The organism is Nocardia sp. JW2 (assembly GCF_051843015.1).
Taxonomy (GTDB): domain Bacteria; phylum Actinomycetota; class Actinomycetes; order Mycobacteriales; family Mycobacteriaceae; genus Nocardia; species Nocardia coubleae.
In genome coordinates this window covers 124,101-146,646 of sequence record NZ_JBPXLK010000007.1, presented here as the reverse complement: position 1 = coordinate 146,646, position 22,546 = coordinate 124,101, and the positions used below count along the sequence as shown (strand labels likewise).

The 22,546-nt window shown below is 68.4% G+C and carries 24 protein-coding genes; 9 read left to right on the top strand and 15 right to left on the bottom strand.

Translation table 11 applies throughout. From position 1 onward, the window contains the following. Positions 1-5 precede the first annotated feature (5 nt). The gene (bluB, locus tag ACSVDM_RS12930; RefSeq protein WP_357151045.1) at positions 6-641 is read left to right on the top strand and encodes a 5,6-dimethylbenzimidazole synthase; all 636 of its coding nucleotides are present in this window, start codon (positions 6-8) and stop codon (positions 639-641) included. 48 nt (positions 642-689) lie between these two features. Here the strand turns inward: bluB and hpf are convergent, their stop codons facing one another. The 6 genes from hpf to ACSVDM_RS12900 all read right to left on the bottom strand — a co-directional run bounded on the left by hpf (position 690) and on the right by ACSVDM_RS12900 (position 7,189). Further along, entirely contained in the window at positions 690-1,385 is a 696-nt protein-coding gene (hpf, locus tag ACSVDM_RS12925) for a ribosome hibernation-promoting factor, HPF/YfiA family (RefSeq protein WP_067491399.1), read from the bottom strand. A 183-nt stretch (positions 1,386-1,568) separates the two neighbouring features. Next, positions 1,569-2,213 (bottom strand): ComF family protein, encoded by a 645-nt coding sequence (locus ACSVDM_RS12920; protein ID WP_439264965.1) that lies wholly within the window; start codon positions 2,211-2,213, stop codon positions 1,569-1,571. 33 nt (positions 2,214-2,246) lie between these two features. Next, on the bottom strand, positions 2,247-4,043 hold the full coding sequence (lpqB, locus tag ACSVDM_RS12915; RefSeq protein ID WP_439264963.1) for an MtrAB system accessory lipoprotein LpqB: 1,797 nt from the start codon (positions 4,041-4,043) through the stop codon (positions 2,247-2,249). Next, a complete protein-coding gene (gene mtrB, locus ACSVDM_RS12910; RefSeq protein ID WP_439264961.1) occupies positions 4,040-5,764 on the bottom strand; it encodes an MtrAB system histidine kinase MtrB in 1,725 nt (574 codons plus the stop codon). Before mtrB ends, lpqB begins: the two co-directional genes overlap by 4 nt. Before the next feature lie 22 nt (positions 5,765-5,786). Beyond that, entirely contained in the window at positions 5,787-6,464 is a 678-nt protein-coding gene (gene mtrA / locus ACSVDM_RS12905; RefSeq protein ID WP_067491393.1) for an MtrAB system response regulator MtrA, read from the bottom strand. 77 nt (positions 6,465-6,541) lie between these two features. Next, positions 6,542-7,189 (bottom strand): dTMP kinase, encoded by a 648-nt coding sequence (locus tag ACSVDM_RS12900; RefSeq protein ID WP_439264958.1) that lies wholly within the window; start codon positions 7,187-7,189, stop codon positions 6,542-6,544. Between the two features lie 119 nt (positions 7,190-7,308). On the opposite strand from ACSVDM_RS12900, the gene ACSVDM_RS12895 reads away from it, so the two are divergent. Next, positions 7,309-7,566: a hypothetical protein gene (locus ACSVDM_RS12895; RefSeq protein ID WP_067491388.1), complete on the top strand. Its 258-nt coding sequence runs from the start codon at positions 7,309-7,311 to the stop codon at positions 7,564-7,566. A gap of 119 nt (positions 7,567-7,685) precedes the next feature. Beyond that, positions 7,686-7,973 (top strand): hypothetical protein, encoded by a 288-nt coding sequence (locus ACSVDM_RS12890; protein ID WP_439264956.1) that lies wholly within the window; start codon positions 7,686-7,688, stop codon positions 7,971-7,973. A 77-nt stretch (positions 7,974-8,050) separates the two neighbouring features. Here the strand turns inward: ACSVDM_RS12890 and ahcY are convergent, their stop codons facing one another. From ahcY to cofD, 9 genes are all read right to left on the bottom strand, one after another. Next, the gene (ahcY, locus tag ACSVDM_RS12885) at positions 8,051-9,532 is read right to left on the bottom strand and encodes an adenosylhomocysteinase (RefSeq protein ID WP_439264955.1); all 1,482 of its coding nucleotides are present in this window, start codon (positions 9,530-9,532) and stop codon (positions 8,051-8,053) included. Positions 9,533-9,588: 56 nt separating this feature from the next. Then, positions 9,589-10,746, bottom strand: a complete 1,158-nt coding sequence (locus tag ACSVDM_RS12880) for an alkane 1-monooxygenase (RefSeq protein ID WP_439264954.1) — start codon at positions 10,744-10,746, stop codon at positions 9,589-9,591. Positions 10,747-10,899: 153 nt separating this feature from the next. Further along, the gene (locus tag ACSVDM_RS12875; protein ID WP_157104819.1) at positions 10,900-11,448 is read right to left on the bottom strand and encodes a TetR family transcriptional regulator; all 549 of its coding nucleotides are present in this window, start codon (positions 11,446-11,448) and stop codon (positions 10,900-10,902) included. A gap of 77 nt (positions 11,449-11,525) precedes the next feature. Next, positions 11,526-11,708, bottom strand: a complete 183-nt coding sequence (locus tag ACSVDM_RS12870) for a rubredoxin (RefSeq protein ID WP_067491380.1) — start codon at positions 11,706-11,708, stop codon at positions 11,526-11,528. After that, the gene (locus ACSVDM_RS12865; protein ID WP_084456705.1) at positions 11,705-11,878 is read right to left on the bottom strand and encodes a rubredoxin; all 174 of its coding nucleotides are present in this window, start codon (positions 11,876-11,878) and stop codon (positions 11,705-11,707) included. The genes ACSVDM_RS12870 and ACSVDM_RS12865 overlap by 4 nt, the downstream gene beginning before the upstream one ends. Next, the gene (locus ACSVDM_RS12860) at positions 11,875-13,107 is read right to left on the bottom strand and encodes an alkane 1-monooxygenase (RefSeq protein ID WP_067491688.1); all 1,233 of its coding nucleotides are present in this window, start codon (positions 13,105-13,107) and stop codon (positions 11,875-11,877) included. The genes ACSVDM_RS12865 and ACSVDM_RS12860 overlap by 4 nt, the downstream gene beginning before the upstream one ends. A 189-nt stretch (positions 13,108-13,296) precedes the next feature. Beyond that, the gene (locus ACSVDM_RS12855; RefSeq protein ID WP_439264951.1) at positions 13,297-13,818 is read right to left on the bottom strand and encodes an NUDIX hydrolase; all 522 of its coding nucleotides are present in this window, start codon (positions 13,816-13,818) and stop codon (positions 13,297-13,299) included. 202 nt (positions 13,819-14,020) lie between these two features. After that, positions 14,021-15,367: a coenzyme F420-0:L-glutamate ligase gene (locus ACSVDM_RS12850; RefSeq protein ID WP_439264950.1), complete on the bottom strand. Its 1,347-nt coding sequence runs from the start codon at positions 15,365-15,367 to the stop codon at positions 14,021-14,023. Next, positions 15,364-16,332, bottom strand: coding sequence for a 2-phospho-L-lactate transferase (gene cofD / locus ACSVDM_RS12845; protein WP_439265108.1), 969 nt, complete (start codon positions 16,330-16,332; stop codon positions 15,364-15,366). The genes ACSVDM_RS12850 and cofD overlap by 4 nt, the downstream gene beginning before the upstream one ends. 515 nt (positions 16,333-16,847) lie before the next feature. Here cofD and ACSVDM_RS12840 point away from each other — a divergent pair. The 6 genes from ACSVDM_RS12840 (at position 16,848) to manA (ending at position 22,490) form a co-directional block, all read left to right on the top strand. Continuing rightward, positions 16,848-17,081, top strand: coding sequence for a WhiB family transcriptional regulator (locus ACSVDM_RS12840; protein WP_133733920.1), 234 nt, complete (start codon positions 16,848-16,850; stop codon positions 17,079-17,081). Between the two features lie 114 nt (positions 17,082-17,195). Then, positions 17,196-17,678 (top strand): metallopeptidase family protein, encoded by a 483-nt coding sequence (locus ACSVDM_RS12835; RefSeq protein ID WP_201449895.1) that lies wholly within the window; start codon positions 17,196-17,198, stop codon positions 17,676-17,678. A gap of 85 nt (positions 17,679-17,763) precedes the next feature. Continuing rightward, complete coding sequence (locus ACSVDM_RS12830) at positions 17,764-18,138, top strand: DUF3499 domain-containing protein (protein WP_067491375.1); 375 nt, start codon at positions 17,764-17,766, stop codon at positions 18,136-18,138. Positions 18,139-18,500: 362 nt separating this feature from the next. Then, the gene (locus ACSVDM_RS12825; RefSeq protein WP_067491373.1) at positions 18,501-19,880 is read left to right on the top strand and encodes a phosphomannomutase/phosphoglucomutase; all 1,380 of its coding nucleotides are present in this window, start codon (positions 18,501-18,503) and stop codon (positions 19,878-19,880) included. Between the two features lie 169 nt (positions 19,881-20,049). Further along, complete coding sequence (locus ACSVDM_RS12820) at positions 20,050-21,270, top strand: tobH protein (protein WP_439264948.1); 1,221 nt, start codon at positions 20,050-20,052, stop codon at positions 21,268-21,270. Next, positions 21,270-22,490: a mannose-6-phosphate isomerase, class I gene (manA, locus tag ACSVDM_RS12815; protein ID WP_067637476.1), complete on the top strand. Its 1,221-nt coding sequence runs from the start codon at positions 21,270-21,272 to the stop codon at positions 22,488-22,490. Before ACSVDM_RS12820 ends, manA begins: the two co-directional genes overlap by 1 nt. The last annotated feature ends 56 nt before the right edge of the window (positions 22,491-22,546 follow it).

The following is a 22,546-nucleotide window of genomic DNA, read 5'->3' as shown; positions in this document are numbered from 1 at the left end:
CACCGGTGTGTGCTGAGCAACTGAGCGTCTACGACGCGATCCGTCTGCGTCGCGATGTGCGTGCCGAATTCACCGGCGAACTCGTCGACGACGACACGTTGTGGCGGATTCTGTCCGCCGCCCACCGGGCGCCGAGCGTCGGCAATTCCCAGCCCTGGGACTTCGTCGTGGTCCGCGAAGCGGCGACCTTGCGCCGCTTCGCGGACCACGTGGCCGGCAAGCGCGTCGAGTTCCGTGACGCGCTGCCCGCCGACCGGGCCGCGACCTTCGACCCGATCAAGATCGAGGGGATCGTCGAGAGCGGTACCGGGATCGTGGTCACCCACGACGACCGGCGCGGCGGACCGCAGGTACTCGGTCGGGCCAGTGTCCCCGAGACCGGCGTGTATTCGACCGTGCTCGCCATCCAGAACCTGTGGCTGGCGGCGACCGCCGAACAGGTCGGTGTCGGCTGGGTGTCGTTCTACGAACCCGGGTTCCTGCGCGATCTGGTCGGCCTGCCCGAGGGCATCACGCCCATCGCCTGGCTGTGCGTCGGACCGGTACACGAATTCCAGGAAGTGCCGGATCTCGAACGCTTCGGCTGGCGGGCCCGGCGGGCGCTCACCGACGCCGTGCACTACGAAAAGTTCGGTGGCTGAACGCGATCCGGGCACCCGCGCCCGCGGGTGCCCGGAGTTCCGGACGGGTCAGACCAGCCGGATCAGACCGTAGTCGAAGGCGTGTCTGCGATAGACCACCGACGGCCGGTCCGTTTCCTTGTCGTGGAAGAGGAAGAAGTCGTGCCCGACCAGTTCCATCTGGTACAGGGCGTCGTCGACCGTCATCGGCGTAGCCGGATGGTCCTTCGTGCGCACGATGTGGCCGGGACCCTCGTCCTGGGGTTCCTCGTCGTGTTCGTGCGCCACGTGCCCGTTGGCCTGGGCGAACAGCGAGTCGTCGACCAGGGACGCGGTGGCCTGGGCTACCGAGACGGGCGTCTTGTCTCCGTAGTGCACCACGCGGCGCTTGTCCTTGGACCTGCGCAGCCTGCTCTCGATCTTCTGTGATGCCGACTCGAACGCGGCATAGAAGCTGTCGGCGCACGCCTCGGCACGCACGATCGGGCCACGCCCGCGTGCGGTGATCTCGACGCGCTGGCAGGCCTTGCGTTGACGACGGTTACGCTCGTGGAACAGCTCCACATCGAAGAGGAAGATCGACGGATCGAAGCGCTCCAGCCGGGAGAGCTTCTCCGAGACATAGATTCGATAGTGGTCGGGTACTTCGACATTGCGACCGGAGACCACCACTTCCGCGTGGGGTGTCCGAGTCGAGTCGGCGGCACTGTCCTCCAGTGCCGAAGGGTCAGCATCGTGCACTGATGCCCGTGCAGAAGTCGTCACGCGAGTACCTCCCGGATATGGCCGCACACCAGAGCGAGTGCGGCGGGATTGAGCTGTGCCGATCGGGAATCGCTCGACACCAGAGTTCGCGGCGCCACCTCCCAGAAGCTGTGGTTCGGTGTGTGTTCGCGACGCTAGTCCGCCACGGACGAGTCCGCCACTGTTCACGCAAATTTCGCTGAGTCAAGCCGCACAGGTCACCAAAACGGCGCACGGATGTATGCCGATCCGGCTAAGAACACGTATCGATTCGGTGGCGGTGGCGCCGGTGGTCAACACGTCGTCGACCAGCACTACCTCGGCATTCGCCGGAATTGGTGCCCGCGCGGTGGCCGGGGTCACGGCGATGATCTTGTGCGCGAGATTGTGTACACGCTCGCGCGTGCCGAGCCCGACGGAGTCGCGGACACCGGGCCTCATACGAAGCAGACCGACCGTCCGGCAATCGATCAGCCACCTTGCCGCACAAGCCGTAGAACGGGCTACGGGATCGCCGCCACGGCTGCGGGCGGCCGAGGTTCGGGTGGGCGCCGGAATCAGCACCAGCGGGCGGTCAGCGGACCGTAACCGTGCCAATGCCGCGGCGAGTGCGGCGCCGAGCGGGTCGGCCAGGTCTCGTCGGCCGTGCTCCTTGGCCGCCAGCACCGCGCGCTTGGCCGGACCGCGATAGGGGCGAAGCGCCCAGCACGGAACACCGGGGTCGGTTCGTGGGCGTACCCGCACCGGACCCGTCGTCAACTCGGCCGCGCACGCGCCGCACCAGGGCGTGCCCGCCAGCGCACAGCCGCCGCAGCGGACCGGCAGCACGAGATCGAGCAGAGCCTTCATAGCCGGTGAGCATGACAGCGGGTACCGACAGATTCAGGTCGGCAGGACCGGGACCACGCCTTCGCCGGTGAGCCCGGGTACCTCACGCCAGAAGCGGTCGGTTCGGGTGGGGTCGGCGGTCTGCAGTTGCAGCACCGCGCGGGAATCGGCGACGTACTGGGTCGACTGCGTCGCCGTGACCACCCGGACCGGCGGAGTCAGGTTCTGCGAGGTCACCGGCGTGAACTGGGAACCGTCGATGGACACGGTGAACACCGGGTCGACATTGCCTTCCCTGGCGACCATGAGGGTGTCGCCGGTGATCCAGCTCAGCGACACCGCTGGCGTGCTCAGACCGATCGCCACCGGCAGCGCGGAGGTGAGCGCGTACTTGCCGTCCGGCCTGCGTTCGATCACCGCCACGTACACCTTGCCGTCGGCGATCAGCGCGGCCCGCACACCGGTCCGCGAGACGACCACCTCGGTGATCGGCAGTCGCGGCGCACCCGCGCCCTCGAACAGCGCCGAGGTGTCCACGTCCTGCAGCGACACATTGCCGGTGGCGCGATCGGTGACCGCGCGCACCACGCGCTGCTCGTCGAGGACGGTCCACGCGGCGCCACCGTCCATGGTCCAGGACGGCCGGGCGATACTCGCCGCCTCGACCACACCGAACGCGCCCGCGCCGTAGTTGCCGATCAGCAGGGTGCGGCCCGGTTCCGGTGCGGGCCTTCCGGTGTCGGCGACGGCGGCGACGAACTGGCCGTCCGACGAGATGCCGACCGACTGCAGGTTGGTCGCCTCCCCGAAGGCCCCACTGGGCGCGACGATCCCGTCCGGTGTCACCTGCACGAGGGTGCCGTTGCGCAGTGCGTGCAGCCCGATCTTGTTCCCGCCGGGCGCCGCCGCACTGAACTGGTCGACATCGGCGACCGACCACCCGCTCGCGAAGCGTTCGTCGAGCGGTTTGCCGTCGGCGAGCAACACATACGGGCCGAGGATATCGGCGCGCGACAGCGTCGTCACCACCTGGGCGGCCAGCAGTTCGCGACCACGCTGATCGAGCGTCCCGATCCCACCGAAATCGATACGCACCCCACCGATTCCGACACCCACCTCGCCGGGGTCGTTCTCCGCCTTGGTGATCGGGCTGCGCACCGCGGTAGGCGGGGCGAGCAGGTTGCGGACGACCCCCGCGATGGCCGGCTGTGGGCCACCGCTGAGCAGGCCGACGAGCCGCTCGGTGAGCTGACCGCGCGGCACCGAGATCCAGCGTGGGTCGGGCACCAGCAACTGGGCGGAGCTGTCGAAGTAGTACAGGACGTAGCGCTGGTAGGTGCTCGCGAACGACGCGGAGTCCATCACGACGCCGTCGGGCAGGTCGGTGATGCGCCACTCGCCGTCGATCTTGCTCAGCTCGATCTTGTTCTCGAGCATGCCGTCGGTGGCGCGGTAGACGCCGTCGCGGCTCAGCTCGCCGACCTTGCGGGCGCGCACCACATACGTCGCCCGGTCGCCGGTGCGCGATTCGCGCAGCGTGTCGGGCCGATCGACGATGGTGATACTCGCCTCGTCGTTCCACTCCCCCGCCGTGTCGTCGCGCATGTACTGGCGGGCGGCGGCGTGCCGGTTGGCCGGGTCGGCGCTGGCACCGAGGAAATCGCCGACCAGCAGGTCGGGATCGCGGCCGGGCTCCGGCGGGGGCGGACCCGCCGAGGTGGGTTCGCGCTCGATGGTGCCGAGGGCCTGCGGCGCCGACGATTCGGGCAGGCTCGCGCACCCGGTGAGGACGAGCAGGCAGACGAGGGCGAGCAGCCCCACACCCTTGCGAACACCACCCGCGTTGCTCATGACTCTCGGTCTCCGGTCTCGGTCGCTGCGGCTTCCTCGTTGTCGTCGGCGGCGTCGTCGCGCGGGATGTCGAGGACCTCGGGTTCCGGCTCGGCCTCGGGTAACGCGGGCACCTTGCGCAGCATCGGTTCCAGCGCCAGCGGGCTCGGGCCGAGTTTGCGGCCGCGCACCATCGGCAACAGCAACCGGAAGCTGGCGCCGACGCCCGGATCGCCCCAGGCCTCGAGTCGGCCCTCGTGCAGATTGGCGTCCTCGACACTGATCGACAGACCGAGACCGGTGCCGCCGGAGCGGCGCACCCGCGAGGGGTCCGAGCGCCAGAACCGGTTGAACACCAGCTTCTCCTCGCCCGGTCGCAGACCGACACCCTGATCGCGCACGACCGTGGCCACGGCATTGGCCTCGGCGTCGCCGCGCATCCGGATCAGGACCGGTTTGCCCTCGGAGTGGTCGATCGCGTTGGCGAGCAGATTGCGCAGCACCCGCTCCACGCGGCGCGGATCGACCTCGGCGACCACCGGTTCCTCCGGCAGGTCGACGACCAGCTCGACCCCGGCGTCCTTGGCCAGGTGCCGCACGGTCGTGATCGCGGCCCGCGCGCACATCCGCACGTCGAGGGACTCCACCTGCAGTTCGGCCACGCCGGCGTCGTGCCGGGAGATCTCCAGCAGGTCGTTGAGCAGGCCTTCGAACCGGTCGAGTTCGTTGACGAGCAGTTCGGAGCTGCGTGCGAGGGCCGGGTCCAGATCATCGCTGGAACCGTGGATCAGGTCCGCGGCCATGCGCACCGTGGTGAGTGGGGTGCGCAGCTCGTGGCTGACATCGGAGGTGAACCGGCGCTGCAGATTGCCGAATTCCTCGAGCTGGGTGATCTGATTCGACAGGCTCTCGGCCATCTCGTTGAAAGCCTGCGCCAGCCGCGCCATGTCGTCCTCGCCGCGCACCAGCATGCGTTCCTTCAACCTGCCGTCGGCGAAGCGGCCGGCGATGCGCGCGGCCGAACGGATCGGCAGCACCACCTGCCGGGTGACCAGCGCGGTGATCGCGGCGAGCAATACCAGCAGGACCACGCCACCGATGAGCATCGTGCCGCGCATCAGCGACAGGCTCGACTCCTCGCTGGCCAGCGGGAAGATGAGGTAGATCTCGAGGGTCGCGATCTCGGCGCTCGGGCTGCCGATGATCAGCGCGCGGCCACGGTAGCCGTCCGGGTCGGCGACGGTGGTGAACTGGTAGGACACCTGGCTGCGCTGCACGAATCGGCGCAGTTCCTGTGGCACCTCGGAGATGAGGTCGGTGGTGATCTCCTGCGGCGGGGTGCCACCGACCATGGCCAGCGCGGAGTCGAAACTACCGGCGGCACCCGTGGATTGCCCCGTGCCGCCCCGGCTGGACAGCGCACTGCGCGCGTCGGCCAGCTGCTGCTGGCGGCTGTTGGCGCCCTCGACACCGCTCAGCTCGTTCTCGATCGTGCTGCGGGCACGATCCATCTCCTCGACCGCCGCGTTGATCTTGGCTTCGAGGAGCCGGTCGGTGATCTGACCGGTCAGCACGACCCCGAGGATCGTGATCACGATGAGGGAGAGAGTCAGCGTGGAAACGATGACCCGCAATTGCAGCGAGCGACGCCACAGGTGACCCAGGGCGGTGCCGATGGTCTGGAACCAGTCGAGCACCGGGGTCGCCCACCGCCGCAGCCGCGCGATGAGCCCGTCGGTCACCGCGGCGCCTCACAGCGACCGATCACGGCGGTCCGGCCTTGTATCCGACGCCGCGCACAGTGAGCACGATCTCCGGGTTCTCCGGATCCTTCTCGACCTTGGCGCGCAGCCGCTGCACGTGCACGTTCACCAGGCGGGTGTCGGCGGCGTGCCGGTAACCCCACACCTGTTCGAGCAGCACCTCGCGGGTGAACACCTGACGCGGTTTGCGCGCGAGCGCCACCAGCAGGTCGAACTCCAGTGGGGTGAGCGAGATCTGTGTGCCACCGCGGGTCACCTTGTGCGCGGGCACGTCGATGACGATGTCGGCGATCGAGAGCAGCTCGGCCGGTTCGTCCTCGGTGCGCCGCAGGCGCGCACGCACGCGGGCGACGAGTTCCTTGGGCTTGAACGGCTTGACGATGTAATCGTCGGCACCGGACTCGAGACCGAGGACCACATCGACGGTGTCGGTCTTGGCGGTGAGCATCACGATCGGAACGCCGGAATCGGCCCGCAGCACGCGGCATACGTCGATGCCGTTCATGCCGGGCAGCATCAGGTCCAGCAAAACCAGGTCGGGGCGGATCTCCCGCACCGCCGACAGGGCCTGCGTGCCGTCGCCGACCACGTGCGGGTCGAACCCTTCCCCGCGCAAGACGATGGTCAGCATCTCAGCGAGTGCCATATCGTCGTCGACGACCAGAATCTTGGGCTTCATAATCCTATGTTGTCATCTTCCAGGCCAGGATCGGGCCGCCACGCCATTAATGGTGTGAACCCGTCGCTTATCCAACCTTATCCGGCAAGAATTTCCGTGCACACAGTGAGCAGGGCGGGCCGGTCGTGTTCGGATCGGTATGTCCACCACCGGCCGAACCAATCGCGGTCGGCCAGTTCACGATAGACCTCGCCGGTGCGCTGCTGTAGACCGCTGTCCTTCTCGTAGGCGTCGAGGGCGCGTGCGGTGTCGAGTTCGCCACGGCGACGGGCACGTTCGGCGGCCACCTCGGTGCCGACATCGATGAGCACGGTGAGGTCGGGCACCGGGAGCCCGAGCCTGCCGTATTCCAGATCGCCCACCCACGCGACGATTTCGCCGTCGGCGTCCTGCACGGCGCGGGCCGCGGAATAGGCGGCGTTGGAGGCGACCCAGCGATCGAGGATCACGATGTCGTTGGCGTCCAACAGGTTCGACAGCTCCGCGCTGGCGTCGGCGCGATCCAGGGCGAACATGATCGCCATGGCGTTGATCGAGCCGGCGAGATCGCCGTGCGCCCCGCGCAATGCCTCGGCCGCGAGGTCGGCGTGTATCGATCGGCCGTATCGCGGAAAGGCGAGGCTGCCCGCGCGAAGTCCTTTCGCGGACAGTTCGTCGACGAGCCCGTCGATGAGCGTGCGTTTACCCGCTCCGTCGAGCCCTTCCACCGCGATCAACACACCCATGCCGTGAGATTACCGCGCCGCATGCCACGCCCGTCGACGCGAGCCACTCCGGCGATTCCGGCCCATTCCGAGATTGTGAGGTGTTTTCATTTCAGAGTCTGTTCTACCCAGGAGTCACCATGCGCTCACGCATCGCCCTGCACACCGCCGTCGCCGCCACTGCTCTCGGCCTCGCCCTCGCCGGCGCGGGCACCGCTTCGGCCGCCCCCGTCGACCCGATTCGCCACGGTCACCACAACAACCCAGGTCTGCTCTCCGGCTCCGCATCCGCGGGCTCCGCCGCCGCGGGGTCGGCCGCCCGCGGCTCGGCCGAACTGGCAGGCTGCCTCCTGCTGGAAGTCGTCGTACCCCTCCCCCTCTGCCTGCTGCTGAGCTGACCTTTCGGGTGCGGCCTGTGACTCACGCGGGCCGCACCCCCGGAAACTGCGGTCTGTCGCGACGCTCACCCGACTACGACAGTCGACGAATCAACCGACCCCCGATCGAACGGCCAATCATGAACACACGCACGCTCGCCCTCGCGGCGGGAGCCTTCGCCGTCGCCACCGCTGCTACCTGTGGGCCGGCTACCGCCGCCGATACAACCACCGGCTCCGATGCCGTGGCGCCGCTGTTGAACGAGCTGGTCATGAGTGGGTCCGGGCAAGGGGTCATCACCGGGAGCAACGCCATCACCAGTGGTACGGCGAACGACCCGGCGACGCCCGGTCTGCTGTGCAGCCTGTCGCTGCTGGCGGGATCGAGCGCGCACAACATCCTGTGCGAGGGCTACATCATCGGCTGAACGGGCGGCCGTCGACCTGGCCGAAACGGCGCGAGGGCCCGTCGATCAGGTGATCGACGGGCCCTCGCGTGACGGACTCAGTAGCGGTAGTGGTCCGGCTTGTACGGGCCTTCCACGTCCACGCCGATGTACTCGGCCTGGTCCTTGGTGAGCTTGGTCAGGGTGCCGCCGAGGGCTTCGACGTGGATCTTGGCGACCTTCTCGTCGAGGTGCTTGGGCAGGCGGTAGACCTCGTTGTCGTACTCCTCCGGCTTGGTCCACAGCTCGATCTGGGCGATGACCTGGTTGGAGAAGCTGTTGCTCATGACGAACGACGGGTGGCCGGTGGCGTTGCCCAGGTTGAGCAGGCGGCCCTCCGACAGCACGATGATCGACTTACCCGATTCGAAGGTCCACTCGTCGACCTGCGGCTTGATGTTGATCCGGGTGGCGCCCGAACGCTCGAGGGCGGCCATATCGATCTCGTTGTCGAAGTGGCCGATGTTGCCGAGGATCGAGTGATCCTTCATCGCCTTCATGTGGTCGAGGGTGATGATGTCCTTGTTGCCGGTGGAGGTGATGACGATGTCGGCGTCGCCGATCGCCTGCTCCACGGTGACCACGTCGTAGCCGTCCATCAGCGCCTGCAGGGCGTTGATCGGGTCGATCTCGGTGACCTGCACGCGCGCGCCCTGACCGGCCAGGGACTCCGCACAACCCTTGCCGACGTCGCCGTAACCGCAGATCAGCACCTTCTTGCCGCCGATGAGCACATCGGTGCCGCGGTTGATGCCGTCGATGAGCGAGTGGCGGGTGCCGTACTTGTTGTCGAACTTGGACTTGGTGACCGAGTCGTTGACGTTGATCGCCGGGAACACCAGCTCACCCGCGGCCGCGAACTGGTACAGGCGAAGCACGCCGGTGGTGGTCTCCTCGGTGACGCCCTTGACCGAGTCGGCGATGACGCTCCACTTGGTCTTGTCGCGCTCGAGGCTCTCGCGCAGCAGGTTCAGGAACACCGTGTACTCGGCGGAATGCTCCTCGTCGGCGGGCGGGACGACCCCGGCCTTCTCGAACTGCGCGCCGCGCAGCACGAGCATGGTGGCGTCACCACCGTCGTCGAGGATCATGTTGGCGGGCTCGCCCGGCCAGGTGAGCATCTGCTCGGCGGCCCACCAGTACTCCTCGAGGGTCTCGCCCTTCCACGCGAAGACCGGCACACCCTTGGGCTCGGAGACGGTGCCGTGCGGGCCGACGACGACCGCGGCGGCGGCGTGGTCCTGGGTGGAGAAGATGTTGCACGACGCCCAGCGAACCTGCGCGCCGAGGTCGACCAGCGTTTCGATCAGGACAGCGGTCTGCACCGTCATGTGCAGGGAACCGGAGATACGGGCGCCCTTCAGCGGCTGCACGTCGTGGTATTCACGGCGCAGCGCCATCAGGCCCGGCATCTCGTGCTCGGCCAGGCGGATCTCTTTGCGGCCGAATTCGGCCTGCGACAGATCTGCCACCTTGTAATCGATGCCGTTGCGGACGTCGGCGGTGAGCTCGGTGCGCGGGGAGAGTTCTGAGGTCGTCACGCAGGCAAGGCTACCGTCTGCGGCCGCCCCTGTTCCCGCCTCCGCCCAGGTCGGAGTCAGGCGGGGGCGCGGTATCTGGCCAGCAACCGTCGCTGTTTGACCGGCGCCACGTTCGCCAGGCTGAGATCACCGCCGTAATGGGCGGCCACCCGGGGGTCCATCACCGCACGCCACAGGGGTGGGACGGCCGCGAGCAGGATCATGGTCGCGTACCCGGCGGGCAGCTGCGGTGACTCACTGGTGCTGCGCAGGGTCTGGTAGCGGCGGCCGGGGTTGGCGTGGTGGTCGCTGTGGCGCTGCAGATGGAACAGGAAGATGTTGGTGACCAGGCGGTCGGAGTTCCAGCTGTCGCGTGGGGAGCAGCGTTCGTAGCGCCCGTTGGGCTTGCGCGCGCGCAGCAGTCCGTAGTGCTCGACGTAGTTCACGGTCTCGAGCAGCATCACCCCGATCACGGCCTGCAGCGCCAGCCAGGGCACGATCGCGAGCCCGAAGACCAGCACCAGCGAACCGAACAGCAGCACCGACATCGACCACGCCTGCAGGATCTGATTGCCGGGGGTCCACCAGCCGAGACCCTTCCTGGCCAGGCGTGCGCGCTCCAGCTGGACGGCGGAGCGGAAGCCCCCGATCACGCTGCGCGGCAAGAACTCCCACAGCGACTCACCCATGCGGGCACTCGCCGGATCCTCGGGTGTCGCGACCCGCGCGTGATGGCCGCGATTGTGTTCGACGAAGAAGTGGCCGTACCCCGACTGGGCGAGCGCGATCTTCGACAGCAATCTTTCAGCACGCTCCACGCGGTGACCCAATTCGTGGGCGGCGTTGATGCCGATGCCGCTGACGAAGCCGACCGTGGTGGCCAGACCGAGCTTGTCGACGACATCGAGGTCGTTGCCCGCCCACATCGCGCAGGCCAGCAGCAGGCCGATGAGCTGGATGGGCAGGAACAGATAGGTGCACCAGCGGTAGTAGCGGTCGCGCGAGAGCGCCTCGTAGTCCTCGTCGCGGGGGTTGTTGCCGTCCTCGCCGACGATCCAGTCCAGGACGGGAATCGCGATCAGCACGATGACGGGACCGATCCACCAGAACGCTTCGGCGCCGGTGCGGTACACGAGCTGGGAGGGCAGCAGCGCGCACGCCGGCGCGATCAGCCCGAGAGCCCAGAGATACCGTTTGGGATCACGAAAACCCCCCGGTTTGCCAACCGTTTGCACACCCGCTCCGCTACAAAAAGACCAACTGCCGACGGATGTGAATACTGACAGACCAGGGGCACGTTACACAGCGGCCGCTCCTCAAACGTGGTGATGGTTACATCACCGCGAATAAGAGCTGATCACCCCTTATAGTGATCCGTCCCACTCCGTCTAGGGGCGAATACCGCGTGCCTGAACAATCGCCTCCACATAGGGACTCAGCAACGCGGCCATCTCGGCGGGTGCGTCGCGTTCGGGGACCGGCGGATTGGGGATGTAACTCAGCGCGATGCGCACCAGCGCGTGCGCGAGGACATCGGCCTCGGTGTCGGTGGCGTTCACCCAGCTGTGCTGGAAGACGTCGGCCAGCCGCGCGGTGGCGTGTTCGAGCAGGGGGCCCGCGTCGAGGGTGATGAGCCGCAGCAGATCGGGCTTCATCTCCCCGGCGAGCAGCGATCGGACCAGCGGGTCGGCCGCGGCGGCGAAGAAGAAGCCGGTCATGCCGTCGCGGATGGCCTCGTGCGCGTCGCCGACGTGCCGGTGGATCGCGTCGCGCACCTGGTCGACGAGGGAGTCGGCCAGGCGAAGCGCGTAGGACTGGGAAAGGCCCGCGCGCGACCCGAACTCGTTGTAGAGCGTCTGCCTGCTCACCCCGGCCCTGGCGGCCACGTCACCGAGGGTGATCTTGGACCAGTCCCGTTCGGTGAGCAGCTCGCGCATGGAGTCCAGGACCGAGGTGCGCAGTAGTTCGCGCGCGGCCTCCTGGTACGGCGGACGCGCACCCTGGCGCGCCGCGCTCACGAACGTTCGATCTCGACCATGAAGAAATCGGATTTGCGGGCACCGCAGTCCGGGCAGGTCCAGTCGTCGGGGATGTCGTCCCAGCGGGTGCCGGGGGCGATGCCGTCGTCGGGCCAGCCCTGCGCTTCGTCGTATTCGAATCCGCACTGGGCGCACTGGTAGAGCTTGTATTCGGTCATCGCGCTACTCCTACCGCCTCGAAATCGATCTTCTCCCGCACTCCGCAGTCCGGACAGCACCAGTCGTCCGGCACCGCCGACCACGGGGTACCCGCCGGAAAACCTTCGCGCGGAGCGCCTTCGGCTTCGTCGTAGACATAATCACAGACGGGGCATTTGTACGCACTCACGGCGCCTCCGTTCCATACTTCGCCAGCACCTGCTCGCGGCGCTTGGGCTCGATATTGGCCAAGGTGACATCGCCGCCGTAGTGCGCGAGCAACCGCTTGTCCATCACCTTGCGCCAGATCGGCGGGAAGTAGCTCAGCAGGATCATGCTGGCGTAACCGCTCGGCAGGTTCGGTGCGCCGTCCCAGCTGCGCAGCGTCTGGTAGCGACGGGTCGGGTAGGCGTGATGGTCGCTGTGGCGCTGCAGGTGGTAGAGGAAGATGTTGGTGACCAGGTGGTCGCTGTTCCAGCTGTGTTCGGGGGCGGGCCGCTCGTAGCGCCCGCTCGGTGTCTTCTGCCGGACCAGGCCGTAGTGCTCGAGGTAGTTCACCGACTCGAGCAGGCTGAATCCGATCACCGCCTGCAGGATCAGATACGGCAGCACCTCGATACCGAAGGCCAGGATCAGCCCGAGCCACAGCACCACCGACATCGCCCAGGCGTTGAGCACGTCGTTGCGCAGCGTCCACGGGCCCTTGTCCAGGCGGGCGAGCCGCTCCTTCTCGAGGTGCCAGGCCGAGCGCAGGCTGCCCCAGACGGTGCGCGGCCAGAAGGCCCAGAAGGTCTCGCCGAGACGGGAACTGGCCGGGTCCTCCGGGGTGGCGACCCGCACGTGGTGACCACGGTTGTGCTCGATGTAGAAGTGCCCGTAGAACGACTGGGCCAGCGCGATACGCGAGAGCCAGCGCTCCAATTCGACCTTCTTGTGGCCCAATTCGTGGGCGGTGTTGATCCCGATGCCGCCGATCATGCCGACGCTGATCGCGATGCCGATCTTGTCGACCACATTGGCGCCGCCGGGGAAGCCGAGCCAGTGCAGGTTGTCGGCGGTGATGATGTAGCAGGCGAAGATCAGCGAGGCGTACTGGAACGGCAGGTACAGGTAGGTCAGGTAGCGGTAGTACTTGTCGTTCTCCAGCTGTTCCATGACCTCGTCGGGCGGATTGTCGCCGTCTGGGCCGAAGAGCAGGTCGGCCAGCGGGATCACGATGTAGATCAGCACCGGGCCGAGCCAGAACGGCACTTCGGCCAGGCGGTGCCAGCCGAGCTGGTTGAGGCCCCAGATCATAGGGATCGCGATCGTGAACAGTCCGGTGGGGGCGAACAGGCCCCACAGCCACAGATATCGCTTGGAATCGCGCCATTGCGGCGGCGCTGCCGTCCGTTCGGACGGGTTGGCGTCGGTGGACATCGTTGTCTCCATCCTGAGGCACATCTCACACGTGTGATGTGCGTAACTCTCTGTCACAGACGATAGGCCGCTCCTCCGGTCGGTGTCTAGACAAATTTGTGAATTTGTAAAGTGGATAACGGGGAGATAACGGAAAAGGCGGCCACATCCGTTCGGATGCGGCCGCCACGATCGCCGGTCAGCGAGGGGTCAGGCTTTCAGCGCCACGTCGGCGCCAGGTGGTAGCCCGTCGACCGGCCACCACCGCAGATCGGTGGATTCGGCGCTGCGCACCGGGACCGCACCGGGCGGCGCGATGACCTCGAACAACAGGTCCAGATGACGAGTCGGCACACCGAGCGAACAGGTGATCGGATGCGCCTGCGCACCGTAGAGACCGGGCACCAGCGAAAGGTCGGGGATGCCGGATTCCTCGACGGCCTCGCGCAGCGCGGCGTCGGCGACGGTGTCGTCGCCGGGCTCGCAGTGGCCGCCCAACTGGATCCAGCGGCCCACGCGCGGGTGCAGGGTGAGGAGCACCTCGCGGCGGTCGTGCGACAGCACGATCGCTGAAGCGGTGATGTGGCCGGGCGCGTGTTCGCGCAGACAGCCGCGCGGTGCCGACCCGAGAAACGCCAGCATCGCTTCGCGCAGTGAGGAATCCGTGTCGGTGGGCGGTTTCCAGGAGGTGAGCAGTTCGGTCGCGGAGGCGTGCAGCGATTCGGCGCTCATGACGGTGTCTCCGCACCCGACCGGCGCCACATCGAGCCGACCGCACCGGGCCGCGCCGGGCGCCGCGCCGTCACCGGCCTGCTCACGGTCGGGCGGGCGACAGTGCGCCGACCGTAGCTGCGTGCCGCCCCCGAACGGCGCACAGTTCGACCCGATACGGGCCGGCGTCGCCGACCGTGGCCGCGCGCCGTCGCTGTGCGGTTCACAGTTCGACCAGACCGGGGCCGGGAGCGCCGACCGTGCGCGGCTCGGGTGTCTCCTGCGGATGACCGATCGCGATGGCGCCCAACGGATTCCAGTCGTCGGCGAGTCCGAGGACCTCGCGGGTCACCTCCGGTGCGAAGATCGTCGAGCCGATCCAGCAGCTGCCGAGACCGTCGGCCGCCAGCGCCACGAGCAGACCCTGCACGGCGGCACCGACGGCGACGGTGAACATCGTCTGCTCGGCCACCTGGCGACGCGCGTCCGGGTAGTCGTGCGCACCGTCGGGCACGCAGAACGGGATCACGACCTCCGGCGCGTCGGCCAGGATCCGCCCGCGCGCGACGCGACGTTCGATCCGCTCCGGGTCGAGGCCGTCGGCCGCGAGATCGGCACGCCACTTGTCGGCCATGGCGGCGAGCAGCCGGGCACGCACATCGCGATCGCGCAGCCAGACGAAGCGCACCGGCCGGGTGTGGTGCGGAGCCGGGGCGGTGAGACCGGCGGCGACGGCGGCCCTGAGCCGTTCCGGGTCGACCGGCTCGTCGCTGAACGCGCGCACCGAACGACGAAGCGGCACAGCCTGTTTGCGGCCGAGTTCGATCGCCTCGGCGGTGCCGAGCCAGAACAGGTCGTCCACCCCGCCGCGCAGCAGCGCCGCCGCGGTGGAGCCGTCGTCCACGGTCGGCAGGCCGCGGACCACCGCGATCGGCACCGCGCCGAGCTTGCCCTTCACCAGGTCGGCGGCGGCGGCCAGTTCGTCGGCGACGGCCACCTGCGTGACCTGCAGTTCGTTGCCCTGTCCGTCGACCGCGCCCGCGTAGTCGTGCAGCACGCGCAGGCCGGCCGAGCCGATGGCCGCGTCGATCTGGCCGTTGCGCCAGGCGCGGCCCATCGTGTCGGTGACGACCACGGCCACGTCGACGCCGAGCCGCTGGGCGACGGCCGCGCGCAGCGCTTTGGCGCTGGCATCGGGATCCACCGGGAGCAGCACCAATTCGCCCTCGGCCACATTGGAGCCGTCGACACCGGAGGCGGCCTGCACGATGCCGAGCCGGTTCTCGGTGATGAGGGTGCGGCCTTTGCGCGCGAGCACCCGCACCGCCTCGGCGTCGACCAGTTCGCGGCGGGCGGCGTCGCGTTCCTCGGGGTCGGTCGGGGCGGCGACGATGCGGCCCTCGGCCTTGGAGACGATCTTGCTCGTCACCACGAGGATGTCGCCGTCGGCGAGCCAGGGCGCCTGTGCCACAAGGTGTTCGGCGATGTCGTCGCCGGGCCGGAACTCCGGCAGACCGGTGACCGGCAGGATCCGCAGTTCGCCCGCCGCGTGGTCGGTCGGCGCGCTCACGCCTTCACCCCCGCCAGTTCGAGTGCGGCACGGGCCATTTCGGCCGTCGCCTCGGGATCGGACATGAGCAGCGGCACGCTGCGCACCTCCACACCGGGCACCTCGGCGGTGTCGGTGGAGTGGACGAGCCAGCCGTCGAGGATGCCGGTGGCCGAGCGGGCGCCGTAATGCCTGCCGACTCCTTCGGCCGTCGATTCCACCCCGATCACCTTCAGGCACTCATCGGCCATGCCGCGCAACGGCTTTCCGTCGATCACCGGAGACAGGCCGACGACCTTGGCTTCGGTGGTGCGCAACGCGCCGCGGATACCGGGCACGGCGAGGATCGATCCGATGCTCACGACGGGGTTCGAGGGGGCGAGCAACACGGCGTCAGCCGAGGCTATGATATCGGTCACATTTGGTGCGGGAGAGGCTTGTTCGGCGCCGATGGAGGCAAATCCGTGTGTCGGAAGCGCCGCGCGGTACCGCACCCACCATTCCTGGAAGTGGATCGCGCGACGTTCGCCAGCATTGTCGGGATCGCTGACCACCACGTGTGTTTCGCAGCGGTCGTCGGTTGCCGGAATGAGTTTCACGCCCGGCTGCCACCGATTGCACAGCGCTTCGGTGACCGCGGACAGCGGAAATCCGGCGCGCAACATCTCGGTGCGAATGAGGTGAGTGGCGATATCGCGATCGCCGAGCCCGAACCAATCGGGCTTGGCGTTGTATTTCGCCAGTTCCTCCTTGGCGTGCCAGGTCTCGTTCGCGTGGCCCCAGCCACGTTCGGGATCGATGCCACCACCGAGGGTGTACATGCAGGTGTCGAGGTCGGGACAGATGCGGAGGCCGTGCATCCAGACGTCGTCACCGACGTTGACGATGGCCGAGATATCAGCGTCGGGCAGCAGTTGCCTGATGCCGAGGAGGAACCGTGCACCCCCGACACCACCGACGAGAACGGCGATCTTGGGCTCGCGCACCGCGTGTTGTGCAGTCACAGGGACACAGCCTAAGTGGTGCCGGTTGCCGGGTTGTTTCCCCGTGCTGAAGAACAAAGTTGCTGGTCATTTGCCACGGCACATAACAAGATCAACACGAAAGGCGGGTCCGGAGTGTAACGGAAGGGTGACGGCGGGTTGACCACCGGCAAGTGCGGCGTGTCTAATCACAGACATGTCATTCCGGTCACCGCGAGAAGACATAGCGCGGGGGCGTTTGCGAGAGGGTGCCGGCGCGCCGGAAGGCAGGCTCGGGGAAGCCCGCGAGACTACGTCGCGGTGTTGGGCCGTCGGGGTTCTAGTTGGTCCGACGGAAATCATTCTGCGCTAACACATAGTGAGGAGGCGGAACGATGACCGAAAACCTGGTCTCGCCGACCGATTCCACAGCAGGCGCAGCTCACGCTGTCTGCGCTGAAACGAGCTGGCCGGAACCGGACGCGGCAAGCGAAGTCGCGGCCCCCCGGCTGAGTCTGGTCGTCACGGGCTTCGACGAAATGTTCGAGTCGATCGAAGAGCAGTGGCAGGAACGTGCCCTCTGCGCTCAGACCGACCCCGAGGCGTTCTTCCCGGAGAAGGGCGGCTCGACCCGTGAGGCCAAGCGCATCTGCTTGGGCTGTGAAGTGCGTGACCAGTGCCTGGAATACGCGCTGGCGCATGACGAACGTTTCGGCATCTGGGGCGGTCTCTCGGAACGAGAGCGTCGCAGGCTGAAGCGCGGAATCGGATAAGTGACTGTTCGAAAGTAGACTCTCCAGGCCTGGCCCGGAGCCACGCAGGCGCAGTACGTCGGTGTCTCCGGGCGAACGCCCGTTTACCGGTCAGGCGAGAGAGGCGAAGTACCCATGGCACGTTCCCGGCGACATCTTCCGGCGCCGACCGCTCGTTCGGTGACCCGCCGCGGTCGCGGTGTCCGTGGCCCCATGCTCCCGCCGACGGTGCCCGCCTGGCGCACGCGCGGGCAGAAATTCGACCGGCTGGTGCTCGAAGCCTTCGCACCGCTGGACACCCGCTGGCACGACCGGCTGACCAAACTCGACATCGCCGTCGACGATGTGCCGAAAATCCGTCCGCTGCATCCTGATTCGGTCACCTGGCCGGACGAGGTCGTCGCCGACGGGCCGGTCCCGCTCTCCCGGCTCATCCCCGCGGGCGTCGACCGTCACGGTGCCGCCACCCGCGCGCGCGTGGTGCTCTTCCGCAAGCCGCTCGAGCTGCGCGCCGCCGATCCCGACGATCTCGTCGAGCTGTTGCGCGAGGTCCTGGTGCAGCAGATCGCGACCTACTTGGGTGTCGATCCCGACCTGATCGACCCCGAACCGGAGTAGCGGCGCGCGAGAACGACGCCCTCGTCACCGCGTGTCCGTATCCACTTTTGTGGGCGGGAGGGTTAATCTCGACGTCGTGATCCCTATGCGTCGTTGCTGCCGACCCGGCTGCAAGAACCCGGCTGTAGCGACGCTGACGTATGTGTACTCCGACTCGACCGCCGTCGTCGGACCCCTGGCCACCGTCGCCGAACCGCATTCCTGGGATCTGTGCGAAACGCACGCCTGCCGCATCACCGCCCCCAAGGGCTGGGAACTGGTGCGCCACGAGGGCGGCTTCTCCTCCAGCACCCCCGACGACGACGATCTCACCGCCCTGGCCGAAGCCGTTCGCGAAGCAGGCCTACGCCGCCGCCCCGCCGAACCCGACCAGCCCGGCTACCGCGACACCGCCACCCCGGCCCCGCGCCAAACCCGCACCGGCCGCCGCGGCCACCTACGAGTCCTCCCCGACCCATAAACTGTCCCGCCGCTGTCCCGCCTCCCCGCGACTTCAGGCCGGACTCGTGCGCGGAGAGACCTGCGTTGGCGGCCAGACTCACGTACCGGGTCACCGGAGCCCGTGCCCGGGGAGTTACCCATGTGCTTGCGAGATCCGGCGTTGCGACTCCGGGCCACGTGCCGCTCGTTTTGCCCGCCCACGCCGCCTCCCCCCACACCTGAGTCCGACCAAAAGTCCCGCGGGCAGCGGGTGAGCACATGGGTAACTCACCGGGCACGAGCAAACCCGGCACCCACCCATGTCTGGCCGCCAACGACACCTCCCCCGCGCCTGAGTCTGGCCAAAAGACCCGGGGAGGCGGGTGAGCTAGGCTTTGCGGCATGACGACCCTCGCGCGCTCTGGCGAACTCGTGAACGCCGTGATCAAGGCTTATGACGTCCGCGGGGTGGTGGGCGAGCAGATCGACGCAGGGTTCGTGCGCGATGTCGGTGCCTCTTTCGCCCGGTTGATGCGTGCCGAAGGCGCCGAGCGCGTCGTCATCGGCCATGACATGCGGGAGTCCTCCCCCGAGCTGGCCGAGGCGTTCGCCCAGGGCGTGCAGGGTCAGGGTCTGGATGTGGTGCACATCGGGCTCGCCTCCACCGATCAGCTGTACTTCGCCTCCGGCAGGCTCGGCTGTCCGGGCGCCATGTTCACCGCCAGCCACAACCCCGCCAAGTACAACGGCATCAAGCTGTGCCGGGCCAACGCGCTGCCGGTGGGTCAGGACAGCGGTCTCGCCACCATCGCGGCCGAGGTCGTGTCGGGTGTGCCCGCCTACGACGGTGCGCCCGGTTCCGCCTCGACCGTCGATCTGCTCGCCGACTACGCGAGCTTCCTGCGCGAGCTGGTGGATCTCGACGAGGTCCGTCCGCTCACCATCGCGGTCGACGCGGGCAACGGCATGGGCGGCCACACCGTCCCCGCTGTGCTCGGAACGCTCGGGCCCGTCACCATCGTGCCGCTGTACTTCGAGCTCGACGGCTCCTTCCCCAACCACGAGGCCAACCCCCTCGACCCGAAGAACCTCGTCGACCTGCAGGCGCTGGTGCGCTCGAGCGGCGCCGACATCGGCCTGGCCTTCGACGGTGACGCCGACCGTTGCTTCGTCGTCGACGAGCGGGGCGAGCCGGTGTCGCCGTCGGCGATCACGGCTTTGGTCGCGCAGCGGGAGCTGGCCAAGGAGCCGGGGTCGACCGTCATCCACAACCTCATCACCTCCCGCGCGGTGCCCGAGCTGGTCGAGGAACTCGGTGGCAAGCCGGTGCGCACGCGGGTCGGTCATTCGTTCATCAAGCAGGAGATGGCCGCCACCGGCGCGGTGTTCGGTGGCGAGCACTCCGCGCACTACTACTTCCGCGACTTCTGGGGTGCCGACTCGGGCATGCTCGCCGCGCTGCACGTGCTCGCCGCACTCGGTGAGGGCGACCGGCCGGTGTCGGAACTGATGGCCGCCTACGACGTGTACGCGGCCTCGGGCGAGATCAACTCGACCGTCGCCGACGCCGCCGACCGCACCGCCGCCGTGCTCGCGGCCTTCGCCGACCGCACCGTGTCGGTGGACCGCCTCGACGGCGTCACCGTCGACCTGGGCGACCACGCCTGGTTCAACCTGCGCGCCTCCAACACCGAACCCCTGCTCCGACTCAACGTCGAGGCCGGATCGCAGGCCGAAGTAAACGCACTCGTGACCGAGATCCTGAGCATCGTCCGCGCCTGACTGGGAACATGGGAACCAGGATGCGGAACCACATGATCAGGGACCGGCAGAACGAGTCCAACGGCTCTGTTCGACACCGAGATCCTGAGCATCGTCCGCGCCTGACTGGGAACATGGGAACCAGACGGCCGTGGAGCACACAGCGCGATGAGGGGAGGTGGACTCGGCGATGATCGCTGGAACACCGGTTTTCGACCTCGATGATGCCGCGTCGCTCGAGGCGGCCGACACCGGCGGCTTCTTACGGTCGGCGGCCTCGGGTGGGGCCCAGGTACGGGCCACCGCCGCCGCGGTCGCCGAGACCTCACTGATCGAACGTCTGTCGCAATTGCGGCCGCGCAGCCTGGTGCTCGTCACCGGATCGGGGCGGGCCGCCCGGGCAGCCGGACTGCTGGTCGCCACCCTGGGTGACCGTGCCGGACTGCCGATCGTGCCCGTCACCGCGTTGCCGCCGTGGGTCGGGCCGCTGGACGTGGTGCTCGTCGCCGGTGACGACGCCGGCGACCCGCGCCTGATCGACGCCGTCGACCGGGCCGTGCGGCGCAGCGCCGAAGTGGTGATCGCCGCCCCCAACGAGGGCCCGCTGCGGGCGGTCGCCGCCGGTCGCGCGATCGTGCTCGAACCTCGCGTGCCCGTGCTCGACCACAACCGGCTGCTGCGTTTCCTCGCCGTCGGCATCGCGGTGCTGCGCGGTATCGACGCCCAGCGCAGTGTCCCCGCCACCCCCGATCTGACCGCGCTCGCCGACGTGCTCGACGCCGAGGCCCTGCGCGACGGGCCACACAACGAGGTGTTCCACAACCCGGCCAAGACCCTCGCGACCCGCATGCACGGCGTCGGCGTCGTCCTGGCCGGTGACTCCCCCGCCGCGGTCGAGCTGGCCGGGCACGGCACCGAGGTGCTGTTGCAGTCGGCGGGCAAGCTGGCCTCGGCGGCCGATCTGGCCGACACGGTCGCCGCCGTCGGCAGGCTCGCCCAGGCGGCCGGTGGTGCCGCGCCCGGTTTCGATCCGCTGTTCCACGACGAGGAACTCGACGGTCCGGCCCCGGTCGACCGGGTGCGTGTGCTCGCCCTCAGCGTGCACCCCGATCAGGCGGCCGCGCGCCGCAAGCTGGCCGTGTTCGAGGGCGCGGGCGGCGGGCTCGTCGACGCCGATCTCGTGCACGCCGATGTCGACGTACTCCAGTCCCAGCTCGCCGAACCCGGCTCGGAACCGTCCGCCGAGAGCGCGACCGCCACGTCCGCCGCAGGGGGCGGGCACGGCAGTGAACTCGTGCAACTGGCGGTGCTCGCACTGCGGCTCGACATGGCCGCGGCCTACCTTCGCCTCGGCTCGCACAGTGCGGCCGCGAGCGACCAGGACCGATATCACGACGGGGGACGCTACTAGTGCAGGAACTCGTTGGTGCGCTGCGTTCTTACGCATGGGGATCGCGCACCGCGCTCGCTCGGTTGTGTGGCAGGCCGGTGCCCTCGGCGCATCCGGAGGCCGAACTGTGGTTCGGCGCGCACCCCGCCGACCCCGCGCACGTGAAGTCCAACGGCAGTTCGCGTTCGCTGCTCGAGGTATTGGCCGCCGATCCGGTGCGCGAATTGGGCCCGGTCGCCGAGGGTTTCGGTCCACGACTGCCGTTCCTGCTGAAGATCCTCGCGGCGGAGGAACCGCTGTCGCTGCAGGCGCATCCGAGTTCGGCGCAGGCGCTTGCCGGTTTCCAGCGGGAGAACCGTGTCGGTGTGCCGCTCGACTCGCCGCTGCGCAACTACCGCGACGACAGCCACAAACCCGAACTGGTCGTCGCGCTGGAGCGATTCGAGGCGCTTGCCGGTTTCCGCGACCCGCAGCGCACCGTCGACCTGCTGCGCGCCCTGAACGTGCCCGGTCTCAGCGTGTACGCCGAACTGCTTGCGGCCCAACCCGATTCGGCGGGCCTGCGCACGCTGTTCACCACCTGGATCACCCTGCCGCCCGCCGCCCTCGCCACCCTGCTGCCCACGGTGCTCGAGGGATGCGTGCGGTACCTGTCGGGCACCGGACCACGCGAGTTCACCGCCGAGGTCCGCACCGCGCTGGAACTGGCCGAGGTGTACCCCGGTGACGCGGGGGTGCTCGCCGCGCTGCTGCTCAACCGGCTCACCCTCGAACCGGGCCAGGGCCTGTTCCTCGCCGCCGGAAATCTGCACGCCTACCTGCGCGGCGTCGGCGTGGAGATCATGGCCAACTCCGACAATGTGCTGCGCGGCGGGCTCACCCCCAAGCATGTCGACGTGCCGGAGTTGCTGCGCGTGCTCGACTTCGAACCCATCGACCTGCCGGTGATCGAACCCGAACCCGGCCCCGACGGCAGCGTCCGCTACCAGACCCCGGCTCCCGAATTCGCGCTGTGCCGGTTCGATCTGGCGCCCGACGCCGAACCCGTCGCCCTCGCCGACGCCGGACCCGGCATCGTGCTGTGCACGCACGGAACGATCGAATTGCGTCACGACGGGCGCGAACTCACCTTGGCGCCGGGCAGCGCCGCCTGGATCTCAGCGGCCGACACCGACATCCGCGCGCGAGCACTCGGCGGTGCCGCGCAGCTGTTCAGCGCCTGCGTGGGCGACGGGAACTAGCGTCGGGGCGAACTTTTCGCGCCACTCCCCTTAGGCTGTTGCGAGCAAAGCGTGTT